Source organism: Lacihabitans sp. CCS-44 (assembly GCF_024343735.1).
GTDB lineage: Bacteria > Bacteroidota > Bacteroidia > Cytophagales > Spirosomataceae > Leadbetterella.
This window is the reverse complement of the sequence record NZ_RJUE01000001.1, coordinates 102,528-127,699: the sequence shown is the minus strand read 5'-3', so window position 1 is coordinate 127,699 and position 25,172 is coordinate 102,528. Positions and strand designations below refer to the sequence as shown.

Here is a 25,172-nt window from a genome sequence, read left to right as displayed (position 1 = left end):
ACGCAATATGTTGTTTTTGAGTTATTTATGAATATTTTGCCTTTTTGTTCGATTTTTTTTAATGAAATTTTAGATTCTATTTTGCAGTATATTATTTTCTAAAAAAACTTAAGCGACAAAATCAGGTACACACGCTAAGATACTACCAACTAGCTTTTGGAGACTAATGTGATTTAAACACACAAACGCCAACTTAGTCCATGCTATTATACAATCCAGTAGTTAATTGTTATTCACAATTGATTTACTGGATTTTCTTTATTGTATCATTTCATAAAGTTCTTTTGCCTTTTTTCTGGAGTAATAATTAAAATGCCACCATTCACTAGTAATAGAATCAAAGCCCGACTTTTGCATTATATCTCTAAGTAATCTTCGGTTGGCAATTTGTTCTGAAGTCAGTTTACCTTCTATCAACATTCTTTCTTCGAGTCTTGGGTAGGCCAAAGGCCCAAAATAGTCATACTTGGTACCCATATCTAATGCTTGATCGGTTGTGAGGTCAAATAGGGTTAAATCCACCGCACAACCATAGTTGTGAATTGAGCCTTCTTTTGGGTCAGCTACAAAGTTTTTCCTGTTTCGTGGAGGAATAGTATCCAATTTTTCCCAAAGGATAGCTTGTATACTGAGCGGACGAGCGGCATCGTAAACCAAAAGCCTTAGATTAGGGTGTGCTACTTTTAAACTTTGATTGGCCTCTTTAAGGGCCTCTGCGGTTGGTTTTTGTAGGTAAGCATTTTCTAAAATTCCATAAACATCTTCTCCAAAAAAATTGTCTGTGCTGCTATATTTTAAGTCTACCAAAACTTCATGGTCTAATTCTTGAATGTTTACTAGGCCTTGGTCTTGCATAGATATTTCCAGTTCTGATATTTCTGGAGTAATGATCTTCGAAATAGGTTGTTTTTCTTCCTTTTGCTCAGTGGATTTTTCTTGTTTGTTTGCACAACTATTTAAAAACATGGACATTATGACCACACTTGAAATAGTGGAATATCTCAATATGGAATTATTACTCATTTAAATTATCGCTTATTGTTGTTTTGTTTTGTAAATATCGCAAAATATCCAAATGAAAAATTCCTAAATAAAAGATAAAAAAGTAATTTGCTACTTTTAAAAAATAACCCAAACAAGGAATGGTTCTCAATTACATCTGGATTGGTTTTTTTCTCATTGCTTTTGTGGTCGCTCTCATTAAACTGATTTTCTTTGGAGATACCGAAATTTTCAAAATTATAATCGAAGGAATGTTTGATTCTGCTGAATCAGCCGTCATGAAGTTAGCTCTTCCTTTGGCTGGGGTGATGACTTTCTTCCTTGGTATTTTAAAACTTGGAGAAGAAGCGGGCGTGATTAGAAGACTTGCCAAAATCATTGCTCCATTCTTTAGTAGACTGTTTCCTGAAGTTCCCAAAGACCACCCAGCCAATGGACAAATGATCATGAATTTCTCAGCCAATATGCTGGGACTTGATAACGCTGCTACCCCTTTCGGACTCAAGGCCATGCAAAGTTTGCAAGAATTAAATCCGAATAAAGATACCGCATCAAATTCTCAAATCATGTTTATGGTTTTGCACAGTGCAGGGCCTGTGTTGATTCCTATTTCAATTATGGCTCAGAGGGCCATTTATAAGGCTGCAGACCCTTCCGATATTTTTATTCCCGCACTTATTTCGGTGTATGTGGCTACATTGACTGGATTGCTTTTTGTTGGAATTAAACAAAGATTAAACTTTTTTGACAAAACGCTAATGGGTTGGTTACTAGGTATAACTGGTTTTGTTGGGTTTGTGTTATGGTATTTTTCGAGATTACCCAAAGAGGAAATAGAAGTGGTTTCAAAAGTGGTAAGTAATCTCGTTTTGATGACTTTTATTTGTGGTTTTGTTGGCGGAGCTTTATACAAGAAAGTAGATATTTTCCCTACATTTATAGAAGGTGCCAAAAGTGGATTCGAAACCGCAGTAAAGGTTATTCCGTATTTAGTAGGTATGTTGGTAGCTATAAGTGCTTTTAGAAACTCCGGAGCACTTGATTATGTAGTTGATTTCTTGAAATGGATTTTTAGTTTTACTGGTATCAATACCGATTTTACAAATGCTTTGCCAACTGCATTGATGCATCCATTAAGCGGTAGTGGCTCTAGAGCGATGATGATTGAAACGATGGAACAATACGGAGTGGACTCTTTCGAAGGTAGGCTATCAGGTGTATTTCAGGCTTGTTCAGACACCATCTTATATATATTGGCACTGTATTTTGGCAGTGTAAGTGTCAAACATACGAGATATACTTTAGTGGCAGGTTTACTGGCCGATTTGGCTGGCGTAATAACCGCAATTGTGGTTTCTTATATTTTCTTTCATTAATCAATGCCTTCTGCGATACCGCTGCCTCATTTCATCTCTGGAGCATGAGTTATTACTGCAGCCTGTATTGGTTAGGCTTTGAAACAAAAATCCGATCCCTAAAATGTAAAGGAAAATATTGTGAGAAAAATAAACGGCAGCTACTAACAAAAAAATGGAAATAGTCAGATGGCTAGCCCGTAAAAATGTCCAGTTTTTTAGGATATTATTCATGCGTTTTCTGTTTGTATATTGCTAACAAATAATTGTGACCAAAGATTTTTTTAGAACTAATAAATGCTAAAGTATTGTTAATTAGTCTCATTTTTTTGAAAATTTGAGCCTCAAATATTAAAATTGCCAAGTATTTATATAAAATAAACCAAAACTAATTAATAAAATGAAAGCCATGAAATTACTTGTATTACTATTTTCTGTGGTAATGCTATCTTGTTCAAAATCAGGAAAAAAAGCTTTAGAGTCGGGCGAATATTACCAAGCGGCTCTTCAATCTATAGAAAAACTGAGAAAAGATAGCGACAATGATAAGTCACTAGAAGTGCTACCCAACGCCTACAAACTTGCTCAGGAAGATCTATTAAGGGATATATCAAGAGCAAAAATGGCAAATCAGCAGTTTAAATATGAAAGAGTAGTAGATGATTATGCCAAACTTAACGAATTGCATGATAGAATTGAGAAATGTAATGCATGTAGGAAAATCGTTTCACCTGATTCATACTTTAGAGAATATGAAGACGCAATAGAAATGGCGGCAACTGAAAGATATGATTATGCCGATGCTTTGCTTCGTAGGGGAACAATAGAGTCAGGTAGGGCAGCGTTTGAAAACTTCAACGAGTTGATAAGATACGCTCCAAACTATAAAGATGTAAATGCAAAAGCTGAGGAAGCTTTGTTTTTAGGCTCTTATCATGTGGTGGTTGAACAGCCCGGGATAAACTCAAAAATGTATCAGTATAGCAATGATTTTTTTAGAGGAAAGATTGACGAATTTCTTCAGACCAATCGCAGGTTGAATAAGTTTATAAGATTCTATCAACCCGCTGAAGCAAAGCAATTGAAATTAAATCCTGACCATGTGGTGAGATTGGAGTTTATAGAGTTTGTGGTAGGAGAGACCAACCTCAAATCTGAAAAAGTGAATGTCATGAGCAAGGATAGCGTTAGGACTGGAACGGCTAAAATAGATGGTAAGAACATAGATGTATATGGATTAGTAAATGCTACTGTTACCAGATTTCACAAGTCAGTGAGATCTAGAGGCCTTCTTTCAATGGAGATATATGATTACAAGTCTAAGAAAGTTTTGCTCAGAGATGAACTGCCTGGCGAATTTATTTGGGATAATAAATGGGCATCCTTTAACGGGGACGAAAGGGCACTTTCTAAGTTGGATTTAGAAGCTGTAAAGTTTAAAGAACAAATGCCTCCACCTCCTCAGCAAATGTTCATAGAGTTTTGTAAACCTATATACGATCAGTTCTCGTCTAGAATTAAAAGATTTTATGATAAGTATTAAACAAAAAAAGGTCGAGATTGCTCTCGACCTTTTTTTATAAATCATCAAAATTGAATGTTTCCAAAAAAGAGGTATTAAACTTACCAGATTTGAACTGTTCGTCGTCCATAAGCTTAAGGTGAAACGGAATTGTAGTCTTCACTCCATCAATAAAGAATTCTTGCAAAGCTCTCTTCATTCTCACTATTACTTCTTCTCTGCTTCTGGCCGTCACAATAAGCTTGGCTATCATAGAGTCATAATTCGGCGGAATTGTATATCCTGCATAAACATGAGAATCTACCCTTACACCATGCCCGCCTGGTAAATTTATTTGCTTGATTTTACCTGGGCTCGGTCTGAAGTTTTGTGTTGGGTCCTCAGCATTTATTCTACATTCCATAGAATACATTTTAGGGAAGTAGTTGATACCCGAAATCGGAACTCCAGCCGCTACTTTTATTTGTTCCTTGATAAGGTCAAAGTCTGTAACTTCTTCTGTAATAGGATGTTCTACTTGAATCCTTGTGTTCATCTCCATGAAATAAAACTTTCCATGCTTATCAACAAGAAATTCTACAGTTCCAGCTCCTTCATATTTTATGGCAGTGGCTCCAGCGATTGCCGCTTTTCCCATTTGTTCTCTGAGCTCATCAGAGACTATTGGAGAAGGTGTTTCTTCAACCAATTTTTGATGCCTTCTTTGAATAGAACAGTCTCTTTCTGAAAGGTGACATACCTTACCAAATTGATCACCAACTATCTGTATTTCTATATGTCTTGGCTCTTCTATATATTTTTCCAAATATAGGCCGTCGTTTCCGAAAGCAGCACCAGATTCCATTTTAGCATCGTCCCAGTTTTTTTGAAACTCGTCAGAGCTACGAATAATTCTCATACCTCTTCCACCACCACCTGCAGGAGCTTTTACTATCACAGGATAGCCCATTTCTTCAGCAAGTTTGATTCCCTGCTCTACAGAGTCCAAAAGTCCTTCAGAACCTGGAATGACAGGAACACCTGCTTTTTTCATCGTTTCTTTTGCTGTGGCCTTGTCTCCCATTTGGTTGATTTGGTCAGCCGTTGCACCGATGAATTTTATCTTATAATCTTCACAAATTCTTGAGAATTCGGCGTTTTCTGAAAGAAATCCATAGCCAGGGTGTATAGCATCAGCATTGGTTATTTCTGCAGCAGAAATAATGCTAGGTATGTTTAGATAAGACTGTTTACTTGCTGGAGGTCCGATACAAACTGCCTCGTCGGCAAAACGAACATGGAGGCTTTCCTTGTCAGCTGTTGAATATACTGCAACAGTCTTAATCCCCATTTCCTTACACGTACGAATTATACGCAGAGCTATTTCACCTCTATTGGCAATTAATATTTTTTTAAACATAGCTTTTGGTTTTAAAATGTAAGGATTCAAGATGGATCTACCAAGAAAAGAGGTTGGTCATATTCAACAGGAGTAGAGTCGTCAACCAATATTTTCACAATTTTTCCAGAAATTTCAGATTCGATTTCGTTGAAAAGTTTCATTGCTTCTAATATACAGATAACTTTTCCTGAACTTACTTCGTCTCCAATTTCCACAAAGTTTGGTTTTCCAGGGCCCGCAGATCTGTAGAATGTACCTATCATAGGGGCTTTGATTTCCACCAAATGACTTGACGCATCTACCACAACTGGTGGAGCTGCCAATTCTCTAACAGGTGCTGGTGTGGTGTCTTGTGAATGACTCACAACTGATTCTGCGACCGGTGCCGAAACATAATGAACAGGGCTCCCTCCGTTTCTTTTTATCTGTAACTTAAGTTCAGAAGTTTCAATGTTAACTTCGCTTAGATCAGACTTCGAAATGAAATCTATAAGTTTTTGAATTTCTCTAGTATCCATAATTTTTAAGGTAATGAGGTTATATTGCAAATGTAGCAATAAATAGAAACCATTAATTAATATTTTTTTATTTCTCTTTTACTCGGGAATCATATTCATAAGTAGAAGTATTTACTTTAATCAACTCATCATTATTGATAAATAATGGCACTTTGATAGTTGCACCGGTTTCAACTGTCGCTGGCTTACTTGCATTAGTTGCGGTATCTCCTTTTATTCCTGGTTCTGTGTAAGTAATTCTAAGTTCTACATATGATGGCATCTCTACCGAAAGTGGAGTTTCGGTTTCTGAGTGTACTAAAATATCAATATTCGAACCTTCTTTCATTAAATCGGCTAAAGGCACCATTGCATCTCCCAAAGAAATTTGTTCAAAAGTGTCATTATCCATGAAGTTATAACCTACGTCATCTTTGTATAAAAATTGATACGGTCTTTTTTCGATTCTTGCAGTAGTAACTTTTTCTCCTGCCGTAAACGTATTGTCTAATACTCTTCCGGTTTTAATGTTTTTAAGTTTAGTCCTTACAAATGCACCACCTTTACCAGGCTTAACGTGTTGGAAATCAACGATAATAAACAAGTCGTTGTTCCATTCTAAACACAAACCATTTCTGAAATCTGCTGTAGTTGCCATTATTATTATTCTATATTTGTTCTAAAACTTATAAAACCGATCTTTCGGCTTATTTAGAAAATTCTACTTTTTTTGAATTTTCATAAAAATTTAATATCTCAATCTCTTGTATTGACTTAGAGTTTTAAAGAGAATGAATTTTTTACAGTATTTACTAATAAAAACGAATTGTTTTTTTTTAATTATGTGGCTAAAGTGTGACCCTTAGTTTACCTAAGTAAGCTTGCTTACTTCAGATTTTAGTTGATTAAAATTCGCAACAACATTAACGTCTATTAATTATTGAACCAAATCCAAGTCCTTTTTTTTAATATCTCAGTTTCTTATGGCTATCGAAATTTTAGGTAAAAATATTCTAGTTAAAATTAATTGAAGGCCTACATGACTAGATTTTTTTTGTTGATCTGACTTGGATATTGATTTAAAGCCAAGAACCACGATAACAGACTTTTCTTGAATTGAATCATCTCTTGAGTCAAAAGGGAATTAGAATTTTCTCTTTTTGAAAGATTCGTAGAAAAGTATTCGTTATTCTAATTCCTAAAAGTATTGTTCTATTCGCTAAAAGTAGGAGTAGAGCGACCAAAATTAGACCCCTTTTCATACTATCAAATAGCCCATTTTACATAAACCGAACCCCAAGTAAATCCTCCACCAAATGCCGCTAGAATCAAATTATCACCTTTATTTATTTGGTTTTGGTAGTCAAACAAACACAGAGGAATGGTAGCAGCAGTAGTATTTCCATATTTCTGGATGTTCACCATAATCTTATCTTCTCCAACCCCCATTCTGTTTGCGGTGGCATCTATAATTCGTTTATTTGCCTGATGGGGTACGAGCCACCTGATGTCGTCGCTGGTTAAATTATTCTTTTCCATTATTGCGGCAGCCACATCAGCCATGTTAGTCACAGCAAATTTGAAAACCGAAGGGCCTTCCTGATGTATATAATGATAATGTTTGTCTATGGTTTCGTGTGATGCAGGATATTTACTACCCCCTCCTTTCATTATTAAATGATTCTCACCTGTGCCATCTGAATGAAGCATAAAGTCTATTATACCTTCGTTTTCGGTGGTTGGCTCTAGTAAAACAGCCCCTGCTCCATCTCCAAAAAGTACGCAAGTCGTACGGTCAGTATAATCAATAATAGAAGACATCTTATCGGCTCCAACCACAATCACTTTTTTAAACCTTCCTGACTCAATGAATTGAGCACCAGTTACTAAAGCATATATAAAGCCAGAGCATGCTGCAAGTATATCAAAGCTACAAATACTAGGGATTCCTACCTGTGTACATACCAAATTGGCAGTAGATGGGAACATGTAATCTGGGGTAACAGTGGCTACTATTACTAAATCTATATCTTTTGGGTCTGTATTGGTTTTTTCTAGCAAACCTCTAACAGCCTCGGCGGCCATTACAGAAGTACCCTTTCCTTCTCCTTTGAGTATTCTTCTTTCTTTTATACCGGTTCGAGAAGTTATCCACTCATCGTTGGTTTCAACTATTTTCTCTAGGTCGGCATTAGTAACCACATCCTCAGGCACGTACCCGTGAATGCCAGTAATGGCAGCTTTTAAATTCATAGGCTTAAATTCTTAATAGTAAATAATAAATATTATAAAAATACTTCCTTTATCTTATCTACGACGTTGGATTCTATTTGTCTTTGGGCTAACAAAATCATGTTTTTAATAGCCAGTGGAGTAGAAATTCCATGACCTACTATTACGTTGCCGTTTACTCCGATTATAGGGCTACCTCCAGCCACTTCGTAGTTCATTCGGTTTATCAGTTGATCATCAATTCCTTGAGAAGCAGCATATTCATATAGAGATTCGCCCATTTTGAACATTACATTGCCAGTAAATCCATCAGTTACAATCACATCTGCTTTTCCGTCAAACAAATCACGACCTTCTACGTTTCCAATGAAATTGACTTTTTTATTGTTTTTTAGCAGCTGATATGCAGCCTGTGCTGTAGTATTGCCTTTTTCTTCTTCTTCGCCTATATTCAAAAGTGCAACTTTCGGATTTTCAATATTAAGTGCAAATTTGGCATAAAGGCTTCCTAGTTCAGCAAATTGCATCAATACCTCTGGTTTGCAATCTGCGTTAGCTCCAATATCTAGCATGAGGCTATAATTGCCGTTTTTCAAAGGAAAATACCCTGCAATGGGCGGCCTTTGTAAATTACCTATTGTGCGAAGAGTAAAAAGCGATCCCACCATCATAGCACCAGTATTACCTGCACTACAGAATGCCGAAACTTGGCCCTCTTTTAAAAGTTTAAACCCAACTCCTATTGAAGAATTGGGTTTTTGACTAAATGCTCTTGTTGGATGCTCGTGCATTTCTATGACATCATTACAGAATATCATCTCAACAGCACCTTTTCTATATTCGAGGTCATGTAGCACCCCGAGCATTGCATCTTGTTTTCCGATTAAAACAATTTGATAGTTTTCGGGCAACTCTGAAGCAGCCATTATAGCCCCTTCAATAACTGCCTTGGGAGCAAAATCTCCTCCCATTGCGTCAACTGCAATTTTTCTCATCGGTTAAAATTATTTTGTTAGAAACTAAAAATACTAAGTATTAATTGTAATTCTCTACAACCAATTTTCCTTTGTAGTAAAGGTTTCCTTCGCTTACGTGTGCATGATGACGAAGGTGTACTTCGCCTGTAGTTACGTCTACTGACAATTGTTTTGCCGACAATGCGTCATGAGTTCTACGTTTGTCTCTTCTAGTTTTCGAAATCTTCCGCTTTGGATGTGCCATATCTGTCTAAAAATTATTATTACTATTATTCTTCTAAATTTTTCAAGTTTAAAAGTGCCGCCCATCTAGGGTCAGTACTCGTATCAGTTTCAAGTTTTTCAGCATTCGGGTCTATATACACCAAAATTCCATCCTCGTCTGCATCTTCTTCAGTTCTAAACTTCGGGTGCAAGTTTTTCATTGGCACACTTAGCAATATATAATCTGAAATCAACTCAGCAACATTTATTTTTGGCGTTCCAAACGGAATCACTTCCATCTCGTCGCTCATTTCTTGGGCTGTTTCACCAAACTTATAAATGTGCGTTTCTTTGATTAAAAATTTCTCTGTAAATTTCTCTAAACTTCTATCACAAATTAACCTTAGGTCTGCATCAATATCAAAGCGAAGTCTTAATAAAGTAGCGGTCTTTTCCAAGACCAAATGTACCTTAAAATCTCCACCTTCTACAATGTCCTGATCGAAATGCTCAAAAAAAGAATTTGAACCTTCAAATTGGTAATCATAGTTTTTGTCTTCTAAACTATGAATGTTAATATCAAAATTCGAAATTACTTTGTTCACTTTTTTACAGAAAGGCTGCAAATTTACAGTCTTTTTTTCAGAACAAAAAGTTTTGTTTGAATAAAATACTGGATACTTAATAATTTAAAAGAGTTTTTCCTGTTTTTCATGATTTATTCCTATTTTGCATCAAATAAAACAAGTGTATGATTGTTTTTGACATAGGGAACACCGATACCGTAATTGGTTTTTTTGAGGGAGAAAATATTATTAATAAGTTAAGAATTAGGTCTTTGAAAAATGAGAATTCTATATACTTTGAGTATAGAATTTTGAATTTTATGCTAGAAAATAACATCGAAAAGAGAGACTTATTGACCGCGGTAATTAGTAGCGTAGTGCCAATTTTGACACCTTTTTTTGTGAATTTCTGCGAGAAGTTTCTTGCCATTAAGCCTATAGTTGTAATCCCTGCAAAATCAGGTTTATTGCAAGTAAATATTGATATGCCAGAGGAGCTTGGTTCGGATTTGTTTGTTAATTCATTGGCTGCATTCGAGTTTGTAAAGTCGGATTGTGTAGTGGTAGACTTTGGCACGGCTCTAACTTTTACCTTGGTTAGTGAGGGTGGAAGTATCGAGGGTGTTACCATACTTCCAGGTATCAAAACTGCCATCAAATCTTTGTTTTCACAAACTTCATTGTTGCCAGAGGTAAGACTTGAGAAGCCTAGCTCAATAATCGGAAAAAACTCCATGCATTCAATACAAGCAGGGATAATTTACGGGTACGAGAGTATGGTTTTGGGTATTTTAAGTAAAATAAAGAGTGAAATTGGAAAGCCTTTATTTGTTTATGGCACTGGAGGTCTTTCTGCTGTTTTGAAGGATATTTCAAGTGAATTTGACAGAATAGATATAGATCTCACCATAAAAGGGCTGTATTTGTATGGAAAAAAAACTCAGGTATAAAACTTTTTGAGCTCAATATATGCTTCTACAGGGTCTGTTACTAAGTACTTTATGTTTTTTTTGTCTTGCAGGCGTTTTCTTATGTAAGTGGCAGAGATGTCTAATAATGGTGCATCTACGAATTTGACTGAAGTGTGATTTTTGAAATTGTGCTGTGGAGTATTAGGCCTAGGATAGACGTATATTTTATAAAATTCAAGAATTTTTTCGAAATTTTTCCAATTTTCAAACTGCACCAAATTATCTTCGCCCATTATCAATACGAATTCATGTTCTGGGTATTTGTCAGCCAAAACTGTCAGTGTATCTATGGTGTAGCTGGGTTTTGTTAGACTAAATTCTATATCGCTCACCTTGAGTTTGTGGTTGTCAGCTATGGCCCTTTCTACCATGGTGTAGCGGTCAAACTCGTGTAATAATGAATTGTTTTTTTTAAAAGGATTTTGTGGGGAAACTATAAACCAAATTTGGTCCAAGTCAGTGCTAGTTGCCATAGTGTTGGCAATTATTAAATGACCAATATGAATAGGGTTGAAGGAACCAAAAAATAGCCCGATTTTCATTAAACGTAAAAAGGTTTGGTACTTAGGGTGAGTTTGTTATCGCAAAAATCCTCATAAAGTTTTTTTGTTTTTTGATAGGAAGTTTCAAGGTCATCATTAAGTAGTACTACATCAAACTGGTCTTGAAAAGCCATTTCGAATTTTACTTTATACAACCTTTTGGATAGACTCTCTTCCGTTTCAGTGCCCCTGCCTACCAAGCGTTTTTCTAATTCTTCCATTGATGGCACCTTTACAAAAATTGCTATTGCGGTATCGCCGAAGTATTCTTTAAGCTTTAAACCTCCCTTCACATCTACATCAAATATTACGTTTTTTCCACTATTCCATAATCTTTCAATTTCAGTCTTTAATGTTCCGTAATATCCGCCAGGATAGACTTCTTCCCATTCTACGAATTCTTTATTCTTTATTTTTTCTTTAAATTCATCAATAGACAGAAAATAATAATCTTTTCCGTGAATTTCGTTTCTACCTCTTCGGTCGCGGGTACATGCTGATATGGAGAATCCCAAGTTGGTATGGGTATCTAGGAGATTTTTGACTAAAGTGGTCTTGCCAGAGCCAGAGGGTGCACAAAATATTATTGCCTTGCCTTTTTTCATATTAAAATAAAAAAACCACTGAAAAGATGAATTTCAGTGGATAATTATAAAGGTAAATGTTTTTTATGATAAAAATATCTGTTGAATAACTTTAAGCTTAATTAAAAAGCCGGCTAATAGTAAAAGTCCAATTCCGATTTTGGCTTTTAATTGATCAACTGTATTTTGAGGACAGCATTTTTTTTCAACTTTAGTCTGTAAACAATCTTTTATGGATTTTTCTAACTGATATCCGTCAAAACAAGGCTTGCAGACATCTATATTTGACTTGAAATGCTCAATTTCCTCCTGAGAAGCTGAACCATCTAAAACAGCCTGAATCATTTTCATGCATTTTTCGTGATTTTCGCACTCTTCTTTCATCAACACATTACCTGAGCATTCAGCCATACTTAAAAAAAGTTTAAAATATTCTAATTGTTAACGTAATTCCTTGTATCCCATGGACTTTGCATAAGAACGTAATTTCTCCTTCAATAAGTTCCTTGCTCTGTGTAATCTTGACCTTACTGTACCGATCGGTATGTCTAATATCTTAGCCATTTCCTCATAGGTAAAGCCCTCAATATCACAAAGTATAATCACAGTCCTGAAATCTACTGGTAGGCCATTAAGAGCCATAGCAACTTCGTCGCCAATCATGTCCTGGACTGCTTCAATTCTTAGGTCTGAAGTGCTCTCAAACTCAGCATCCTCGGTAGAATTGTATACAGTTTCAACCTCTTGGTAGTCAACTTTAGAAGGTTCTTTGCTTTTTTTGCGGTAGTCGTTTATGAAACTGTTTTTAAGAATTCGAAACAACCAAGCTTTGGCGTTTGTTCCTTCTTGAAACGAGTTAATAAACCTAAACGCTTTCATGTAGGTGTCTTGTACTAAATCATTTGCATCGTCCTCGTCGTTGGTCAGTCGAAAGGCAAAGTTATACATGGAGTCTATGTGTGGCATAAACTCCTTGTCAAATATTCGATACTTTTCGGTTTCAGAATATCTGGGTTTACTTTCTATAAATTCTTCTTCTTCTTCGAACTCCATGCCTTGATTGCGTTTCTGCAAAATTACCTTATTTTTTTAATTTTCGTACAAGTTAATGCCTATTGCTACAAAAATTTAAAATTAGTGATTAATGGACTAAATTCATAAAGATTGGTTGATTTCGGAGGTTGAATTTATTTTTTAACTACTTTTGTAACTAATTATTACCCGCCAAATGACAAGAATTCAAATCGGTGACTTGCCCAATTTTTTTGATAGATATATTCTACTATCCTCAGAAAGCCAAGACCTAATAGAAGGTCTTGAGAGTTCTTCTCCAGAAAAACTTTTTGGTGATTTAGAAAAGTATAGAGCAATTGGCGATAAATTATATGCCCCCAACAAATGGTCTATAAAAGACATTTTGCAGCATTGTATCGATACAGAAAGAATTATGTCTTATCGAGCTTTGTGTTTCGCCAGAAATGATGATAATACTTTGCCGGGGTTCGAAGAAGGATTGTATGCGAAAAATACCAACTTGGAAAATAGATCAGTTGAGAGTTTGATTGAAGAATTCTCTATTTTGAGGAAATCTACGATTATGTTGTTTACGTATATGGACAAGACAATGTTGCTCAGAAAGGGAACCGCCAATATGACACGTATTTCACCTCTATCATTGGGCTTTGTTATTGTTGGGCATGCTAAACATCACGAAAGTATAATTAGAGAAAGGTATTATTCGTTAGCCTAATGAGGAGTTTTTGGGTAATTGTATTATTGATAGCGTCCAATACGTTTATGACTTTAGCTTGGTATGGTCATTTGAAATTTGCAGAGTGGAAGTGGTTTAATAAACTCGGCCTTGTCGGTGTGGTACTTATCAGTTGGGGTCTAGCCTTGTTTGAATACATTCTCCAAGTGCCCGCTAACAAATATGGTTATAAAAACAATGGAGGCAACTTTAGTTTGATTCAATTAAAAGTGATTCAAGAAGTAATTACACTTTTAGTTTTTATTATTTTTTCTATGCTTTTCTTTAAAAATGAGTCTTTGCAATGGAATCATTATTTGGCATTTCTATTATTAATTGCTGCTGTATATCTGGTGTTTATTTAGATTAAAATTTTTATTTTGAAAAAGTTTCTAATTTTTTTGTTCCTTGTGTTTTCTGGATTTATTTGTTTTACGCAAACACTTACCCGAGGGCCATTTTTACAAATGGGGTATCATGATGCCATGACAATCAGATGGAATACTGCTGATGTTGGTATAGGTAAAGTTAAGTTTGGAGAGTCGTTTTCAGACAAAAGCAAGTCGGTATCTGGGCCATCTGAAACACTCACTCACGAGATACGAGTGATGAACTTAAAGCCCAAAACTAAATATTTTTACAGTATTTATCAAAACGAAATTTTGCTTCAGGGAGACACTTCAAATTATTTCTATACTTCTCCTTTACCTGGTATATCATCAGAAACAGTAAGAATGGTGGCTTTTGGGGATTGTGGAACTTTACAGCCGGCTCAGGTTGAAGTAGCAAAACGTGTCTCGGAGTATTTTGGAGGAAAGCCAATTGATGGCTGGCTCTTACTGGGAGACAACGCATATAACTATGGATTTGACCGAGAGTATCAGTCAAATTTCTTTAACGTATATCAGAGCTTTTTCTTAAAAAATACGGTGTTGTGGCCAAGTCCTGGAAATCATGATTATTCTGATCGTACCTGGCCAAACGATTTGGGAATTAGGCCGGATTATTATAAAATTTTTAGTTTGCCCACCAAAGGAGAATGCGGAGGCCTTGCATCAGGAAATGCAGCGTATTATTCTTACGACTACGCAAATGTACATTTTGTTTCTTTAGACTCTTACGGTACAGAGGATTCAAGAAAGATGGCAGATACTTTAAGCAGACAAGTACAATGGCTTAAAAAAGATTTGGCTGCCAATAAACTTCCCTGGACAGTTGTGTATTTTCATCATCCTCCATACACAAAAGGTTCACATGATTCCGATACAGAGTTAGATTTAGTTGCGATTCGTGAGAATTTGGTAAAAGTATTAGACTATTATAAAGTTGACGTGGTTTTAAATGGACATAGTCACAATTATGAGCGGTCTTTTATGTTGAATAAGTATTACGCAAATGAAACCAGTTTTAATGTAAACACGCATGCTACTAGTAACTCGACTGGTAAATATGACGGATCTCCAAGTTCTTGTCCATACATAAAATCGGGTTCTGGAACAGTTTATGTAGTTGCTGGTGCATCCGGTTGGGTAGGGGGAACTAAACCGGGCTATCCTCATAATGCGATGGTAACTTCAAATTCTGAAACAACGGGAGCTATGGTTCTAGAGGTAAATGATAATAAATTTGTAGCTAAGTATTTAACAGCCAACGGGTCAATCTTTGACCAATTTACAATATTTAAAGATGTTAATAAAAAACATCAAAAAACCATTGAATGCGGTGAAATTGTAACCTTTGGAAGTTCTTGGAAAGGAGAAATACAAAGTGCCCTTGGAAAAGTAGAAAATGGTTTATTGAAAATCGATAGTTTAAACAAGAGCGTCCAATTTACAATTTCTGATAAGAAAAACTGCTTGAGGGATACAATTCAAGTCACGGTAAAGCCTTTTAAAACACCAAAAGCGAGTTCAAATTCTCCGGTATTAGAAACAAGTACGCTTCAGTTAGAGGGTAAGTTTGATGGGGCTGGGTCACTCACCTGGAAAGGGCCAAATGATTTTGTGGGAAAAGGTGATAGAGAAAGTATTGCCAATGTAAAACTAAATAATGCTGGAAGATATTTTCTTATAGCGAACTATAAAAATTGTACATCTTTAGATAGTGTTCAAGTGGAGATATTGAAGATATTAAGTTCTGAGGAGCTCAATGCTGAATCTATTGTGGTTTTTCCAAACCCAAGTGAAACTTTGGTTGAGATAAAGGTTAATATTGATAAGGAGAATAGTTATATTCCAATATTGATAAACTCAGCTGGGGTTGTTGTGAAAGAATATGCGGTGGAAAAATTAGAACCAGGCATAAAGCATTTTTTGGTTGATTTAAGTTTTGAAGAAAGTGGCGTTTATTTTTTTGTTTTAAAAAGTAGTGAAAAGATTTTGTCTACTAAGATCATAAAAAAATAGCCTTGAAATTCTCAAGGCTATTTTTTCTTTTTTAGAATAACATTCTAAATTTTATTGTCTCATCTATTCCTTTAATATCTTGAACAAATTCTCTTGAATAAGATTTTTCTATATCTACAATTACATAGCCTAGAGTTTCATCAGTTTTGAGATATTGACCTGTAATATTGATATTATGCTTGGCAAATATATTGTTTAGCTTAGCCAAAATGCCAGGGACATTTTTATGAACATGCAACAGCCTATGAGAGTTTTGCAATAGCGGAAGTGTCAACTCTGGGAAATTTACACTACCAGTAGTGCTACCATTGTTGATGTATTCAAGCAATCTTTCAGGAACATAAGTGCCAATTCCTTGCTGAGCTTCTTCAGTACTTCCTCCGATGTGCGGCGTAAGAATTACATTGTCAAATCCCATTAACTCAGACACAAAAGGATCGCTGTTGGTCTTAGGTTCCTCTGGAAAAACATCTACGCCAGCTCCATGAATTTTGCCACTTTTAATTGCACTTACCAAAGCTGGGATTTCTACAACCGAACCTCTGGCAAGGTTCATGAATATTACACCGTCTTTCATCTGTGCAAACTCTTTTTCGCCTATAAGATTGGTGTTTTCTCTTCGGCCGTCTATGTGCATACTCACTACATCTGCAACTTTAAACACTTCTTCCATTGATCGGCACTTTTTTGCGTTGCCGATTGGCATTTTATCTACTATATCATAGAAATAGATCTCCATTCCCAAGGCTTCACCAATTACAGAAAGTTGGGTGCCTATATGCCCATATCCAATCATTCCTAATTTCTTTCCTCTAACTTCAAAGCTATGATTGGCGGATTTGTCCCAAATACCTTTGTGCATTCCTGAGCTTTTAGGAAAAACCTTACGAATTAACATAATCATTTCGCCGATAACTAATTCCACCACTGAGCGAGTGTTGCTATATGGGGCATTAAAAACAGCAATACCTCTATCGCTAGCTGTTTTGATATCAATTTGGTTGGTTCCTATACAAAAAGCTCCAATAGCTAACAGTTTGTCAGCATTTTCAATGACTTTTTTGGTAATTGTTGTTTTGGATCGTATGCCGATAATAGAAACGTCTTTTATTTTTTCAATGAGTTCGTCTTCATCCATTGCTCCTTTATGAAATTCTACATCGAATCCTTGACTTTCAAAAGCTTCAACAGCAGCTGGGTGCACATTTTCCAATAAAAGGACTTTTATGAGGCTTTTAGGATATGATTGGCCTCTGGGAAGCTGATTGTAAAACAAAAACTCATCTAAGGTTTTTATAGTAAAATCTGCTACTTCAACTACTTTTTGTCTCTCAACGTTTTCTACAAACGCATAGAATCGGTCAGCCAACCCATTTTGTTTTATTTCGAAGTCAGTAAATCCGTCTCCGATTACTGATACATGGGCATCGAGATTTAAAGATTTTACTAGGTTTATTTTACCGCCAGTTTGCGACAGTACATTGGCATTGTCCACTCCTATGATATCACCATTTTCATTGTATATGAAAGTGTTGGCATAAACGTTTTTTGCTTTTAAACCTAAATGCTCTATGACAGGAATTATAAAGTCCTTAAAACCGCTAGAAACCACCAAAATCTGGTCGGCATATTCAGTTAAGAATTTTTTGTTTCTTTCGAACGAATCGGAAATATTTTTTAGAAGAAAATTGATTAAAATGTCAACATGTTTTTTGTTGGCATTGAGAAGTGACATACGTTTTGATAGAGATTCTGAAAGAGAGAGTTCTCCGTTCATTCCTGCATCTGTCAATTCTTTTATTTGTTGTACTATTTTATCACCATCATGGCTTTGGGCTAAAGCAATGGCTGCCAGCTGATCCAGACCTTCGACTTTAGTAATCGTGCTATCAAAATCTATTATGAAGATTTTCTTTTCTTTAATTGCAGTCACAATTTTTTGTTATTTTATTGTATCTGCAAATTTAACAATTTGACTTTTGGTTTTATTTCGTTTTATGAGAAAAGTATTTCTTTTTATGTAAATAGTGCAATAAAATTTTGTTTTATACTTGAATTACAAACAATTTTGTTGGAAGTGGCCTTAAACACAAAAGAAGCTTGAAGACACCTTCAAACTCCTTTAAAGTTTTTATCTGAAAAAAAGTTAATCAAAGAAACATACTTTCTTTCCCGAATTTTTTGGCAAGTAAAGCATAAACAACTGCCCTTTGCTTGTTTTTATTACTTGATCCCAATTGTTCCAAAACTTCAGAGATGGCAGAATCTAAAGCTGGGCTGTCGTCTAAGCCAAGTTTTTTAATCAGGAAATTGTTTTTCACTGTTTCAATCTCCTTACTGTCTGAACCAGATACTTTTGAAGAATCAGCATTGTAAATAGATGGCCCTAATGCTTTGGCAACACCTGTTAGTAGTGCTTCATCGAGCCCTAAACCTAGCTCTTGGCTTTGGTTTTTATATAGCTCAACACATTCGTTAAATTTACTCATTGTTTAAAAATTAAGGGGGTTATAATTCGATTTAAAATTAAGTTTTTTTTATTTATACTCAAAGAGTTTTTTTTATAAACTTTTAAAGTTTATTCAACATTGCTTTTGTATTTGTAGTATTTCGGAGAATTGAATTTTGCCTGCAGTCCAAACAGGATTGAAACGGGTTTCTCATACACTCCAAATTCTTTCAAGCTACCATCAACATATCTAAATGTAAATTGATTGTTTAGGTATTTATTATTTCTAAAAACGGCCTTGCCAAATACTGATATCTCTATTCTCTCTGATATTTTGGCTCTTATTTCAGTCATTAATTCAACCGCAATCGGCTGATTGGAGGAGGTTATTTTGAAGTCTAGAGAGGTGTAGTCTTTAGGTTCAGGAATGGGCCTTTGTCCAAAAGTGATTCTCCCTTCCTCAATATTATCCACTTTCTTGTTTATCAAATATAAAACTCCAACTCCAATGTTCAAGAATCCATTTCTACTCACTCTATCCAAAGTCAATATTTTTTTCTTAATTCTAAGTGGAGCATAATACTGTTTTATTTCGTTGGTGAATACCAGCGGTACTCTACTAAGTTCCAAAAAGCTTGTGCTGAGGCGATTATTAAAGTTTGTGACTCCAAATTCGTATATCCAGTTGTCGTTGCGGTTTTGACCTAGTGCTATTTCCCAAAGTCCTGCACCTTGTGAATCAGATGTAGTTCCTGTAGGCGAACTTGAGTTTTGGTATTGGAATGGTTTTCGAATTCCGCCACTTGCTGACAAAAAGTATGTGACCGTAAATGCATTTAGATTGGGCATTGAAATCAGTTCGTGGTTTTGTTTGCGGTTTTTAGGAAGTTGATAGTACGGGGTTTCTTGAGCAAAACTGAAAACAATAGTTAGCAATAATAGTGCTATACAGATGAGTCTTTTCTTGAGATACGTCACATTTCTTGATTTTTTGCGGCTCAAATTGCTTTTTAATACAGCTTAAAATTACCTTTTTTTTTATTTTGGTCAAATAGAATTAAGTATTATTTTTGCATAAAAAAAGAATACATTATGGCTCAAGCAATTAGTAAAATACCTACATGGTTAATGATTACAGTTTATGTTTTGATTTTGGCAGTTTTGGGTCTTTGTACCGATCTATTTACTTTTTTAGTTGGAACAGGTATAATGACACTGATATTTGCTGGAGGATATGACAGAGATAATTTGCACGATCATTGATATAAAATTGGTGTTTAGTATATATCTATGCCTGCGTTTTTAAAACGCAGGCATTTTTTTTTCTCAAAAATTAACTTTTGAAACACAGATGCTTTAGAGGTTTTATTTGTTAATATTGTGTCTTTGATAATACAAGGCCAATTGTTTGATTTTTACTGTCATTTACTCATGAAAAAACTACTTCTCTTTTTGTTGTTTTCGGTTTCAGCACTTGGTCAAAACTTAGATTCTATTTTTATAAAAAATATATATAATGAAACACTCGTAAACGGGCAGTCATATGAAAATCTCAGGTTTCTTTGTAAAAACATTGGGCCTCGTTTAAGTGGCTCTTTTGGAGCTCAAAAAGCTGTTGATTACACTAAAAAACTTATGGAGTCTTATGGCTTCGATAAGGTCTTTTTGCAGGAAGTTATGGTTCCGAATTGGGTGAGAGGAGCTAAAGAAGAAGCCTATTTTGTAGATAATGGGAAAAAGAATAAAGTGGCTATTGCAGCTCTTGGGGGCTCTGTAGCCACGCCTAAAAACGGTCTACTGGCAGAGATAATTGAAGTGAGAAATTTCAAAGAGTTAAAGGAATTAGGAGTAAATGAAATAAAGGGCAAAGTGGTGTTTTATAATAGACCAATGGACCCAACTAAGATCAATACTTTTGAGGCTTACGGCGGAGCTGTAGACCAGAGGGGGGGTGGGGCTTCACAAGCTGCCCAGTTTGGAGCTATTGGTGTAATAGTAAGATCAATGAATCTTAGAGAAGATGATTTTCCGCATACTGGATCAATGAGATATTCAGGAGGAGGTATGATTCCAGGAGCCGCAATCTCCACAAAATCAGCAAATCGACTAAGTGCATCTTTGAAGAATAATCCAAAGCTGAAATTCTTCTTCAAACAAAATTGCGAAACCCTAGCAGATGCCCCCTCTCACAATGTTATTGGAGAAATTTTAGGGTCTGAAAAACCGGATGAAATAATTGGTGTCGGGGGACACTTGGATTCTTGGGATTTAGCTGAGGGTGCCCACGACGATGGTACAGGATGTATGCAATCCATAGAGGCATTAAGAATATTGAAGGCCCTAGGTTACAAACCTAAAAGAACAATCAGGGTGGTGATGTTTATGAATGAAGAGAATGGCCTTAAAGGAGGAACCGCATATGCCGACGAGGCGGTAAAAAAGAATGAAAAGCATGTCTATGCCATTGAGTCAGATTCTGGTGGATTTACACCTCGGGGATTTGGAATTGTAGGCAATGAGGAACAAATAAACCAATTGACGAGTTTTAGGAATCTTCTTTCGCCTTATGGGCTTCATGAAATAGGAAAAGGAAGCGGAGGTGCTGATATTGGCCCATTAGCTAAAACGGGAACTGTTATTATAGGTTTCAAGCCAGATTCTCAGCGATACTTTGATTATCATCATGCTAGTAATGATACGTTTGAGTCGGTAAACAAGCGGGAGCTAGATTTGGGGGCAGGTTCAATGGCATCTTTGGTATATTTACTTGATAATCTTAATTAGTTTTTATGGTTACTTACAATCCCAAAGATTGGTGGAAATTAATATTTGCTTTTCATAAAAGCGATACTTTTAGGCAGTTGTTGCCAGGTATTTTAGGAGTAGCAGTATTTACTGCTGTAATAGCATTTCTAGAAAACGATTATTTTCATGCTACTTTCAAAAACACTACAGTTATACATTCTTTAGTTGGTTTTGTGCTTTCGATGTTATTGGTTTTTAGGACAAACTCCGCTTATGATAGATGGTGGGAAGGTAGAAAACTTTGGGGAGCGATGGTGAATAATTCTCGAAGCTTGATGTTGAAAATTTACAATTTAGAAGGTGAAGCCAATATTAAGGATGAAATAAAATACTTGATGATTGACTTTGTTTGGGCTACAAAAGAACACCTTAGGCATGGGGTAAAGCTGAAAGATCTGAGTGAACACTCAAGGTATGCGATTACTGATAATGCTGATAATATTCCGTTAGCTATCATGGGTCTTGTGCATAAAAAAATTTCTCTTTTGCTTAATGGTCAAAGCGATATGAGTATGAAAATGGTGTATTTAAACGAAGACCTAAAATCGTTCATGGATATTCTTGGGGGGTGTGAGCGAATAAAGAAAACACCTATTCCTTTTTCATACAGTCTGTTTTTGAAGAAAGTGATATTTGTATATATTTTCACTATGCCCATTGGCTTTGTAAGGGAGTTTGGATATTGGGCTAGCCCCATAGTAGCATTGATTTTTTATGTTTTTGCTGGTATTGAACTTTTAGCCGAAGAAATAGAGGATCCTTTCGGTACAGACGCAAATGATTTACCGACCGATAATATTTTCAAAACAATAAAACAGAATTTATCTCAAATATTTTGATAAGTTTCCTAATATTTATTTATTTGTCTATTCCTTAAAATAATTTAATATGTTGAATAAACTGAAACTGGACCCTACTGCTGAAAAAAATATTAAAACCTGGTTGAAAGGACGCTATGATAAAACGATAAAAGACGAAATACAGCAATTAATTGATGAAGGGAATACCACTCAACTGACAGACTCATTTTATAAAAATTTGGAGTTTGGAACAGGAGGAATGAGGGGAGAGCTAGGTGTTGGCTCTAACAGAATGAACAAATATACTGTAGGTGCAGCCACTCAAGGTTTAGCTAATTATCTAAATAAATGTTTTTCTGGAGAAGAGATCAAAGTTGCAATCGCATATGATAGTAGAAATTTTTCGCCTGAGTTTGGACAAATTGCTGCTGATATTTTATCTGCTAACGGAATAACGGTTTATCTTTATAAAGCATTAAGACCTACACCCCAGTTGTCATTTACTGTGAGAGAGCTCGGCTGCCAGTCGGGTATTGTTATTACAGCCTCTCACAATCCAAGAGAATACAATGGATACAAGGTTTATTGGGTAGATGGCTCTCAAGTTGTAGCTCCTCACGACAAAAATATTGTGGCTGAAGTAAATGCCATAACCAATGTTAAGGATATAAAGTTTAAAGGAGTAAAAAAGAGAATAAAAATGATTGGTGAGGTATTGGATAAAAAATACCTCAAAGCAGTAAAAAGTATTGCTGTATCTCCTAGAATTATCAAAAAACAAAAAGACCTTAAGATAGTTTTTAGCTCTATTCATGGTACTGGAATAACCATGGTGCCACCAGCTTTGGCTCAATTGGGCTTTGAAAATGTAACTATTGTTCAAGAGCAAGCTACACCAGACGGTAATTTTCCAACAGTAGTATATCCTAACCCTGAAGAGAAAGAGGCCATGAGCCTAGCTCTAAAAAAGGCTCAGGAAATAGATGCTGATTTGGTAATAGCAACAGATCCTGATGCTGACAGAGTAGGTATGGGAGTGAAAAATCCAGAAGGTGAATGGCAGCTATTGAATGGTAATCAGGCTGCCAGTTTGATTATTTTTTATCTTTTGAAAGCTTGGAAATCAGCAGGAAGACTTACAGGCAATGAGTTTGTTTGTAAAACAATTGTGACGACAGACTTAATAGATGCCATGGCAGATAAAGCAGGTGTGAAATGTTACAATACCTTGACAGGATTTAAGTATATTGCACAGGTTATTAGAGAATTAGAAGGCAAACAAACTTTTATAGGCGGAGGTGAGGAGAGCTATGGTTATTTGATTGGAGATAAAGTCCGTGACAAAGATGCTATTGCCAGCTGTGCGATGATTGCAGAATTAACAGCCTATGCAAAGCACAAAGGAATTAGCTTGTTTGATTTTCTGGCTGACATGTATAAGACTTTTGGGTTTTATTATGAAGGCCTTATTTCTGTGACAAAAAAAGGAAAAACAGGAGCAGAAGAAATTCAACAAATGATGACTGATTTTAGAAACAACCCGCCCAAAACATTGGCGGGCTCTAAAGTAATCAGAATGGATGATTTAGGGGCATTGAAGCGTGTTAATATTAAAACTGGAGAGGTTAGTGAAATAGAATCGGGTAAAATGGGTATGGAGTCATCTAATGTATTACAGTTTTTTACAGAAGACGGCACGAAGTTTACTTGTAGACCTTCGGGAACTGAACCTAAAATAAAGTTTTACATAGGCGTAAAAGATAAACTTAAAAATAAAGGTGACTTCGAGGCTACCTTAGAAAAACTAAAACTCAAAGTCTCCAAAATTGGCCATGAACTAAACTTAAATTGAAAACGAACAAACAATCGGTTCATTTAAAACTGTCTTTATTTCTTTTCTTTCAGGTGTTTTTTACACTCCTGTCTCTAGGAGTGTTCGCTTCGGCTTTGCCAAAGGTTAGGATTAAGAATGTAGAAATTGCTGGAAAAGATAACGTTTTTAAGCCAAAATATTTGATGAATTATTATGAGAACATCATAGAAGTTCATCTCAAAAGTCCTCAAAATAGTCAGGATATCAGTACATTTCTATACAAAATTGAGAAAAAGAATCTTTTTCATGATTCTACTGTGAGCTGGGTGAATTTTAAGGGGAATAGCTTTAAAGTTTCAAATCTTACATCTGGAGAATACAATGTTTTTATAAAATACAAAACCCAAAGCGGTCAAAGTTCGCCTGAAGTTTTTTTTCATTTGAAAGTAGAGAGACCATGGTGGAGGACTTGGTGGTTTTGGGGAGCCAGTTTTATTTCTTTGTTTGGGTTATTTTATGGAAGAGAGAGGTTTTTAAAGTTTTGGGCTGATGAGGAACAAAGACACACAAAAAAAATCGTAGAGCTGGAGTTGCGAACTTTGCAGTTGCAGATGAATCCTCATTTTATTTTTAATGCTCTGAATTCTATTCAGTCTTATGTAATGACTCATGATGCCATAACTGCGAACAGTTATTTATCAAAGTTTGCTAACTTGATTCGGATGTTTTTGGATTCCTCAAGAAGTAAATACATATCATTGCAGGAAGAAATAAAGATGCTGAATCTCTATATAGAGATGGAAAGTTTACGTTTTGAAGATAAGTTTGATTATGTATTTCATGTAGACCCCGAAGTCAACAAATACATAGAGATACCCACTATGATTTTGCAACCATTCGTAGAAAATGCTATCAATCATGGTCTTAGATATAAAAGGGTTAAAGGGCTTTTGAAAATATTCTTTTATTATTCAAACGAATATTTGATTTGTAGAATGGAAGATAACGGAGTGGGTAGAAAAGTGGCAAAAGAAATACAATCAAAAACACGCAAAGGTTATAAATCTCAAGGTCTGAAAATTACGGCTGAAAGATTAGTGACTTACAATAAGATAAATGAATCCAATATTGGATTCTCCATAAATGATTTATACACCAACGTAAGTGAGAGTGAAGAAGATACAGGTACGGTAGTGGAAGTAAGATTTCCACTAAATTGATATATTTTTCAGGTAAAACCCAGCATTCTCTAATTTCTTAAGGATTTGATATGGGCAATATGAACATAGTTTCGGTATTATTAGTTATCTGTTCAAT

26 protein-coding genes are annotated in these 25,172 nt (G+C 35.5%); 11 read left to right on the top strand and 15 right to left on the bottom strand.

Annotated features, from left to right (window positions below):
• Nucleotides 1-258: 258 nt before the first annotated feature.
• Nucleotides 259-1,023, bottom strand: a complete 765-nt coding sequence (locus EGI26_RS00585; protein WP_255075646.1) for a M15 family metallopeptidase — start codon at nucleotides 1,021-1,023, stop codon at nucleotides 259-261.
• Between the two features lie 119 nt (nucleotides 1,024-1,142).
• On the opposite strand from EGI26_RS00585, the gene EGI26_RS00580 reads away from it, so the two are divergent.
• Both EGI26_RS00580 and EGI26_RS00575 read left to right on the top strand, forming a co-directional pair.
• The gene (locus tag EGI26_RS00580; RefSeq protein WP_255075645.1) at nucleotides 1,143-2,378 is read left to right on the top strand and encodes a nucleoside recognition domain-containing protein; all 1,236 of its coding nucleotides are present in this window, start codon (nucleotides 1,143-1,145) and stop codon (nucleotides 2,376-2,378) included.
• 388 nt (nucleotides 2,379-2,766) lie between these two features.
• On the top strand, nucleotides 2,767-3,900 hold the full coding sequence (locus tag EGI26_RS00575) for a hypothetical protein (protein WP_255075644.1): 1,134 nt from the start codon (nucleotides 2,767-2,769) through the stop codon (nucleotides 3,898-3,900).
• Nucleotides 3,901-3,934: 34 nt separating this feature from the next.
• On the opposite strand, the gene accC is transcribed toward EGI26_RS00575, so the two are convergent.
• The 7 genes from accC to EGI26_RS00540 all read right to left on the bottom strand — a co-directional run bounded on the left by accC (nucleotide 3,935) and on the right by EGI26_RS00540 (nucleotide 9,775).
• The gene (accC, locus tag EGI26_RS00570) at nucleotides 3,935-5,278 is read right to left on the bottom strand and encodes an acetyl-CoA carboxylase biotin carboxylase subunit (protein WP_255075643.1); all 1,344 of its coding nucleotides are present in this window, start codon (nucleotides 5,276-5,278) and stop codon (nucleotides 3,935-3,937) included.
• Nucleotides 5,279-5,304: 26 nt separating this feature from the next.
• A complete protein-coding gene (gene accB / locus EGI26_RS00565) occupies nucleotides 5,305-5,778 on the bottom strand; it encodes an acetyl-CoA carboxylase biotin carboxyl carrier protein (RefSeq protein WP_255075642.1) in 474 nt (157 codons plus the stop codon).
• A 67-nt stretch (nucleotides 5,779-5,845) separates the two neighbouring features.
• Nucleotides 5,846-6,415, bottom strand: coding sequence for an elongation factor P (efp, locus tag EGI26_RS00560; protein WP_255075640.1), 570 nt, complete (start codon nucleotides 6,413-6,415; stop codon nucleotides 5,846-5,848).
• Nucleotides 6,416-7,023: 608 nt separating this feature from the next.
• Nucleotides 7,024-8,010 (bottom strand): beta-ketoacyl-ACP synthase III, encoded by a 987-nt coding sequence (locus tag EGI26_RS00555; protein ID WP_255075639.1) that lies wholly within the window; start codon nucleotides 8,008-8,010, stop codon nucleotides 7,024-7,026.
• A 32-nt stretch (nucleotides 8,011-8,042) separates the two neighbouring features.
• Nucleotides 8,043-8,984, bottom strand: coding sequence for a phosphate acyltransferase PlsX (gene plsX, locus EGI26_RS00550; RefSeq protein ID WP_255075638.1), 942 nt, complete (start codon nucleotides 8,982-8,984; stop codon nucleotides 8,043-8,045).
• A gap of 40 nt (nucleotides 8,985-9,024) precedes the next feature.
• Entirely contained in the window at nucleotides 9,025-9,210 is a 186-nt protein-coding gene (gene rpmF / locus EGI26_RS00545; protein WP_255035835.1) for a 50S ribosomal protein L32, read from the bottom strand.
• Nucleotides 9,211-9,235: 25 nt separating this feature from the next.
• Nucleotides 9,236-9,775, bottom strand: coding sequence for a DUF177 domain-containing protein (locus EGI26_RS00540; protein ID WP_255075637.1), 540 nt, complete (start codon nucleotides 9,773-9,775; stop codon nucleotides 9,236-9,238).
• 146 nt (nucleotides 9,776-9,921) lie between these two features.
• On the opposite strand from EGI26_RS00540, the gene EGI26_RS00535 reads away from it, so the two are divergent.
• Nucleotides 9,922-10,686: a type III pantothenate kinase gene (locus EGI26_RS00535; protein WP_255075635.1), complete on the top strand. Its 765-nt coding sequence runs from the start codon at nucleotides 9,922-9,924 to the stop codon at nucleotides 10,684-10,686.
• Here EGI26_RS00535 and nadD read toward each other — a convergent pair.
• From nadD to EGI26_RS00515, 4 genes are all read right to left on the bottom strand, one after another.
• Nucleotides 10,677-11,249, bottom strand: coding sequence for a nicotinate (nicotinamide) nucleotide adenylyltransferase (gene nadD, locus EGI26_RS00530; RefSeq protein ID WP_255075634.1), 573 nt, complete (start codon nucleotides 11,247-11,249; stop codon nucleotides 10,677-10,679). The genes EGI26_RS00535 and nadD overlap by 10 nt on opposite strands.
• Complete coding sequence (gene gmk, locus EGI26_RS00525; RefSeq protein ID WP_255075633.1) at nucleotides 11,249-11,854, bottom strand: guanylate kinase; 606 nt, start codon at nucleotides 11,852-11,854, stop codon at nucleotides 11,249-11,251. The genes nadD and gmk overlap by 1 nt, the downstream gene beginning before the upstream one ends.
• Before the next feature lie 63 nt (nucleotides 11,855-11,917).
• A complete protein-coding gene (locus EGI26_RS00520; protein ID WP_255075632.1) occupies nucleotides 11,918-12,217 on the bottom strand; it encodes a hypothetical protein in 300 nt (99 codons plus the stop codon).
• 57 nt (nucleotides 12,218-12,274) lie between these two features.
• Nucleotides 12,275-12,886, bottom strand: a complete 612-nt coding sequence (locus tag EGI26_RS00515; protein WP_255075851.1) for a sigma-70 family RNA polymerase sigma factor — start codon at nucleotides 12,884-12,886, stop codon at nucleotides 12,275-12,277.
• A 175-nt stretch (nucleotides 12,887-13,061) separates the two neighbouring features.
• Here EGI26_RS00515 and EGI26_RS00510 point away from each other — a divergent pair, with 175 nt between their 5' ends.
• Genes EGI26_RS00510 through EGI26_RS00500 form a run of 3 tightly spaced genes read left to right on the top strand, consistent with a single transcriptional unit; the run spans nucleotide 13,062 to nucleotide 15,988 of the window.
• A complete protein-coding gene (locus EGI26_RS00510; protein ID WP_255075631.1) occupies nucleotides 13,062-13,583 on the top strand; it encodes a DinB family protein in 522 nt (173 codons plus the stop codon).
• A complete protein-coding gene (locus EGI26_RS00505; protein ID WP_255075630.1) occupies nucleotides 13,583-13,948 on the top strand; it encodes a DMT family protein in 366 nt (121 codons plus the stop codon). Before EGI26_RS00510 ends, EGI26_RS00505 begins: the two co-directional genes overlap by 1 nt.
• Nucleotides 13,949-13,963: 15 nt before the next feature.
• A complete protein-coding gene (locus tag EGI26_RS00500; protein WP_255075629.1) occupies nucleotides 13,964-15,988 on the top strand; it encodes a metallophosphoesterase family protein in 2,025 nt (674 codons plus the stop codon).
• A 31-nt stretch (nucleotides 15,989-16,019) separates the two neighbouring features.
• Here EGI26_RS00500 and serA read toward each other — a convergent pair whose 3' ends face one another.
• The 3 genes from serA to EGI26_RS00485 all read right to left on the bottom strand — a co-directional run bounded on the left by serA (nucleotide 16,020) and on the right by EGI26_RS00485 (nucleotide 19,415).
• Nucleotides 16,020-17,924 (bottom strand): phosphoglycerate dehydrogenase, encoded by a 1,905-nt coding sequence (serA, locus tag EGI26_RS00495; RefSeq protein WP_255075850.1) that lies wholly within the window; start codon nucleotides 17,922-17,924, stop codon nucleotides 16,020-16,022.
• Between the two features lie 214 nt (nucleotides 17,925-18,138).
• On the bottom strand, nucleotides 18,139-18,477 hold the full coding sequence (locus tag EGI26_RS00490) for a DUF2853 family protein (RefSeq protein WP_255075628.1): 339 nt from the start codon (nucleotides 18,475-18,477) through the stop codon (nucleotides 18,139-18,141).
• Between the two features lie 89 nt (nucleotides 18,478-18,566).
• Nucleotides 18,567-19,415 carry a hypothetical protein gene (locus EGI26_RS00485; protein ID WP_255075627.1) on the bottom strand — a complete coding sequence of 283 codons (849 nt, stop codon included), beginning with the start codon at nucleotides 19,413-19,415 and terminating at the stop codon, nucleotides 18,567-18,569.
• 114 nt (nucleotides 19,416-19,529) lie between these two features.
• Between EGI26_RS00485 and EGI26_RS00480 the strand changes: the two genes are divergently transcribed.
• From EGI26_RS00480 to EGI26_RS00460, 5 genes are all read left to right on the top strand, one after another.
• Nucleotides 19,530-19,700 carry a hypothetical protein gene (locus EGI26_RS00480; protein ID WP_255075626.1) on the top strand — a complete coding sequence of 57 codons (171 nt, stop codon included), beginning with the start codon at nucleotides 19,530-19,532 and terminating at the stop codon, nucleotides 19,698-19,700.
• 168 nt (nucleotides 19,701-19,868) lie between these two features.
• Nucleotides 19,869-21,221: a M20/M25/M40 family metallo-hydrolase gene (locus EGI26_RS00475; protein WP_255075625.1), complete on the top strand. Its 1,353-nt coding sequence runs from the start codon at nucleotides 19,869-19,871 to the stop codon at nucleotides 21,219-21,221.
• Nucleotides 21,222-21,226: 5 nt separating this feature from the next.
• Nucleotides 21,227-22,081: a bestrophin family protein gene (locus EGI26_RS00470; protein ID WP_255075624.1), complete on the top strand. Its 855-nt coding sequence runs from the start codon at nucleotides 21,227-21,229 to the stop codon at nucleotides 22,079-22,081.
• A gap of 49 nt (nucleotides 22,082-22,130) precedes the next feature.
• Nucleotides 22,131-23,894, top strand: coding sequence for a phospho-sugar mutase (locus tag EGI26_RS00465; protein WP_255075623.1), 1,764 nt, complete (start codon nucleotides 22,131-22,133; stop codon nucleotides 23,892-23,894).
• Nucleotides 23,891-25,075, top strand: coding sequence for a sensor histidine kinase (locus tag EGI26_RS00460; RefSeq protein ID WP_255075621.1), 1,185 nt, complete (start codon nucleotides 23,891-23,893; stop codon nucleotides 25,073-25,075). The genes EGI26_RS00465 and EGI26_RS00460 overlap by 4 nt, the downstream gene beginning before the upstream one ends.
• Nucleotides 25,076-25,172 lie beyond the last annotated feature (97 nt).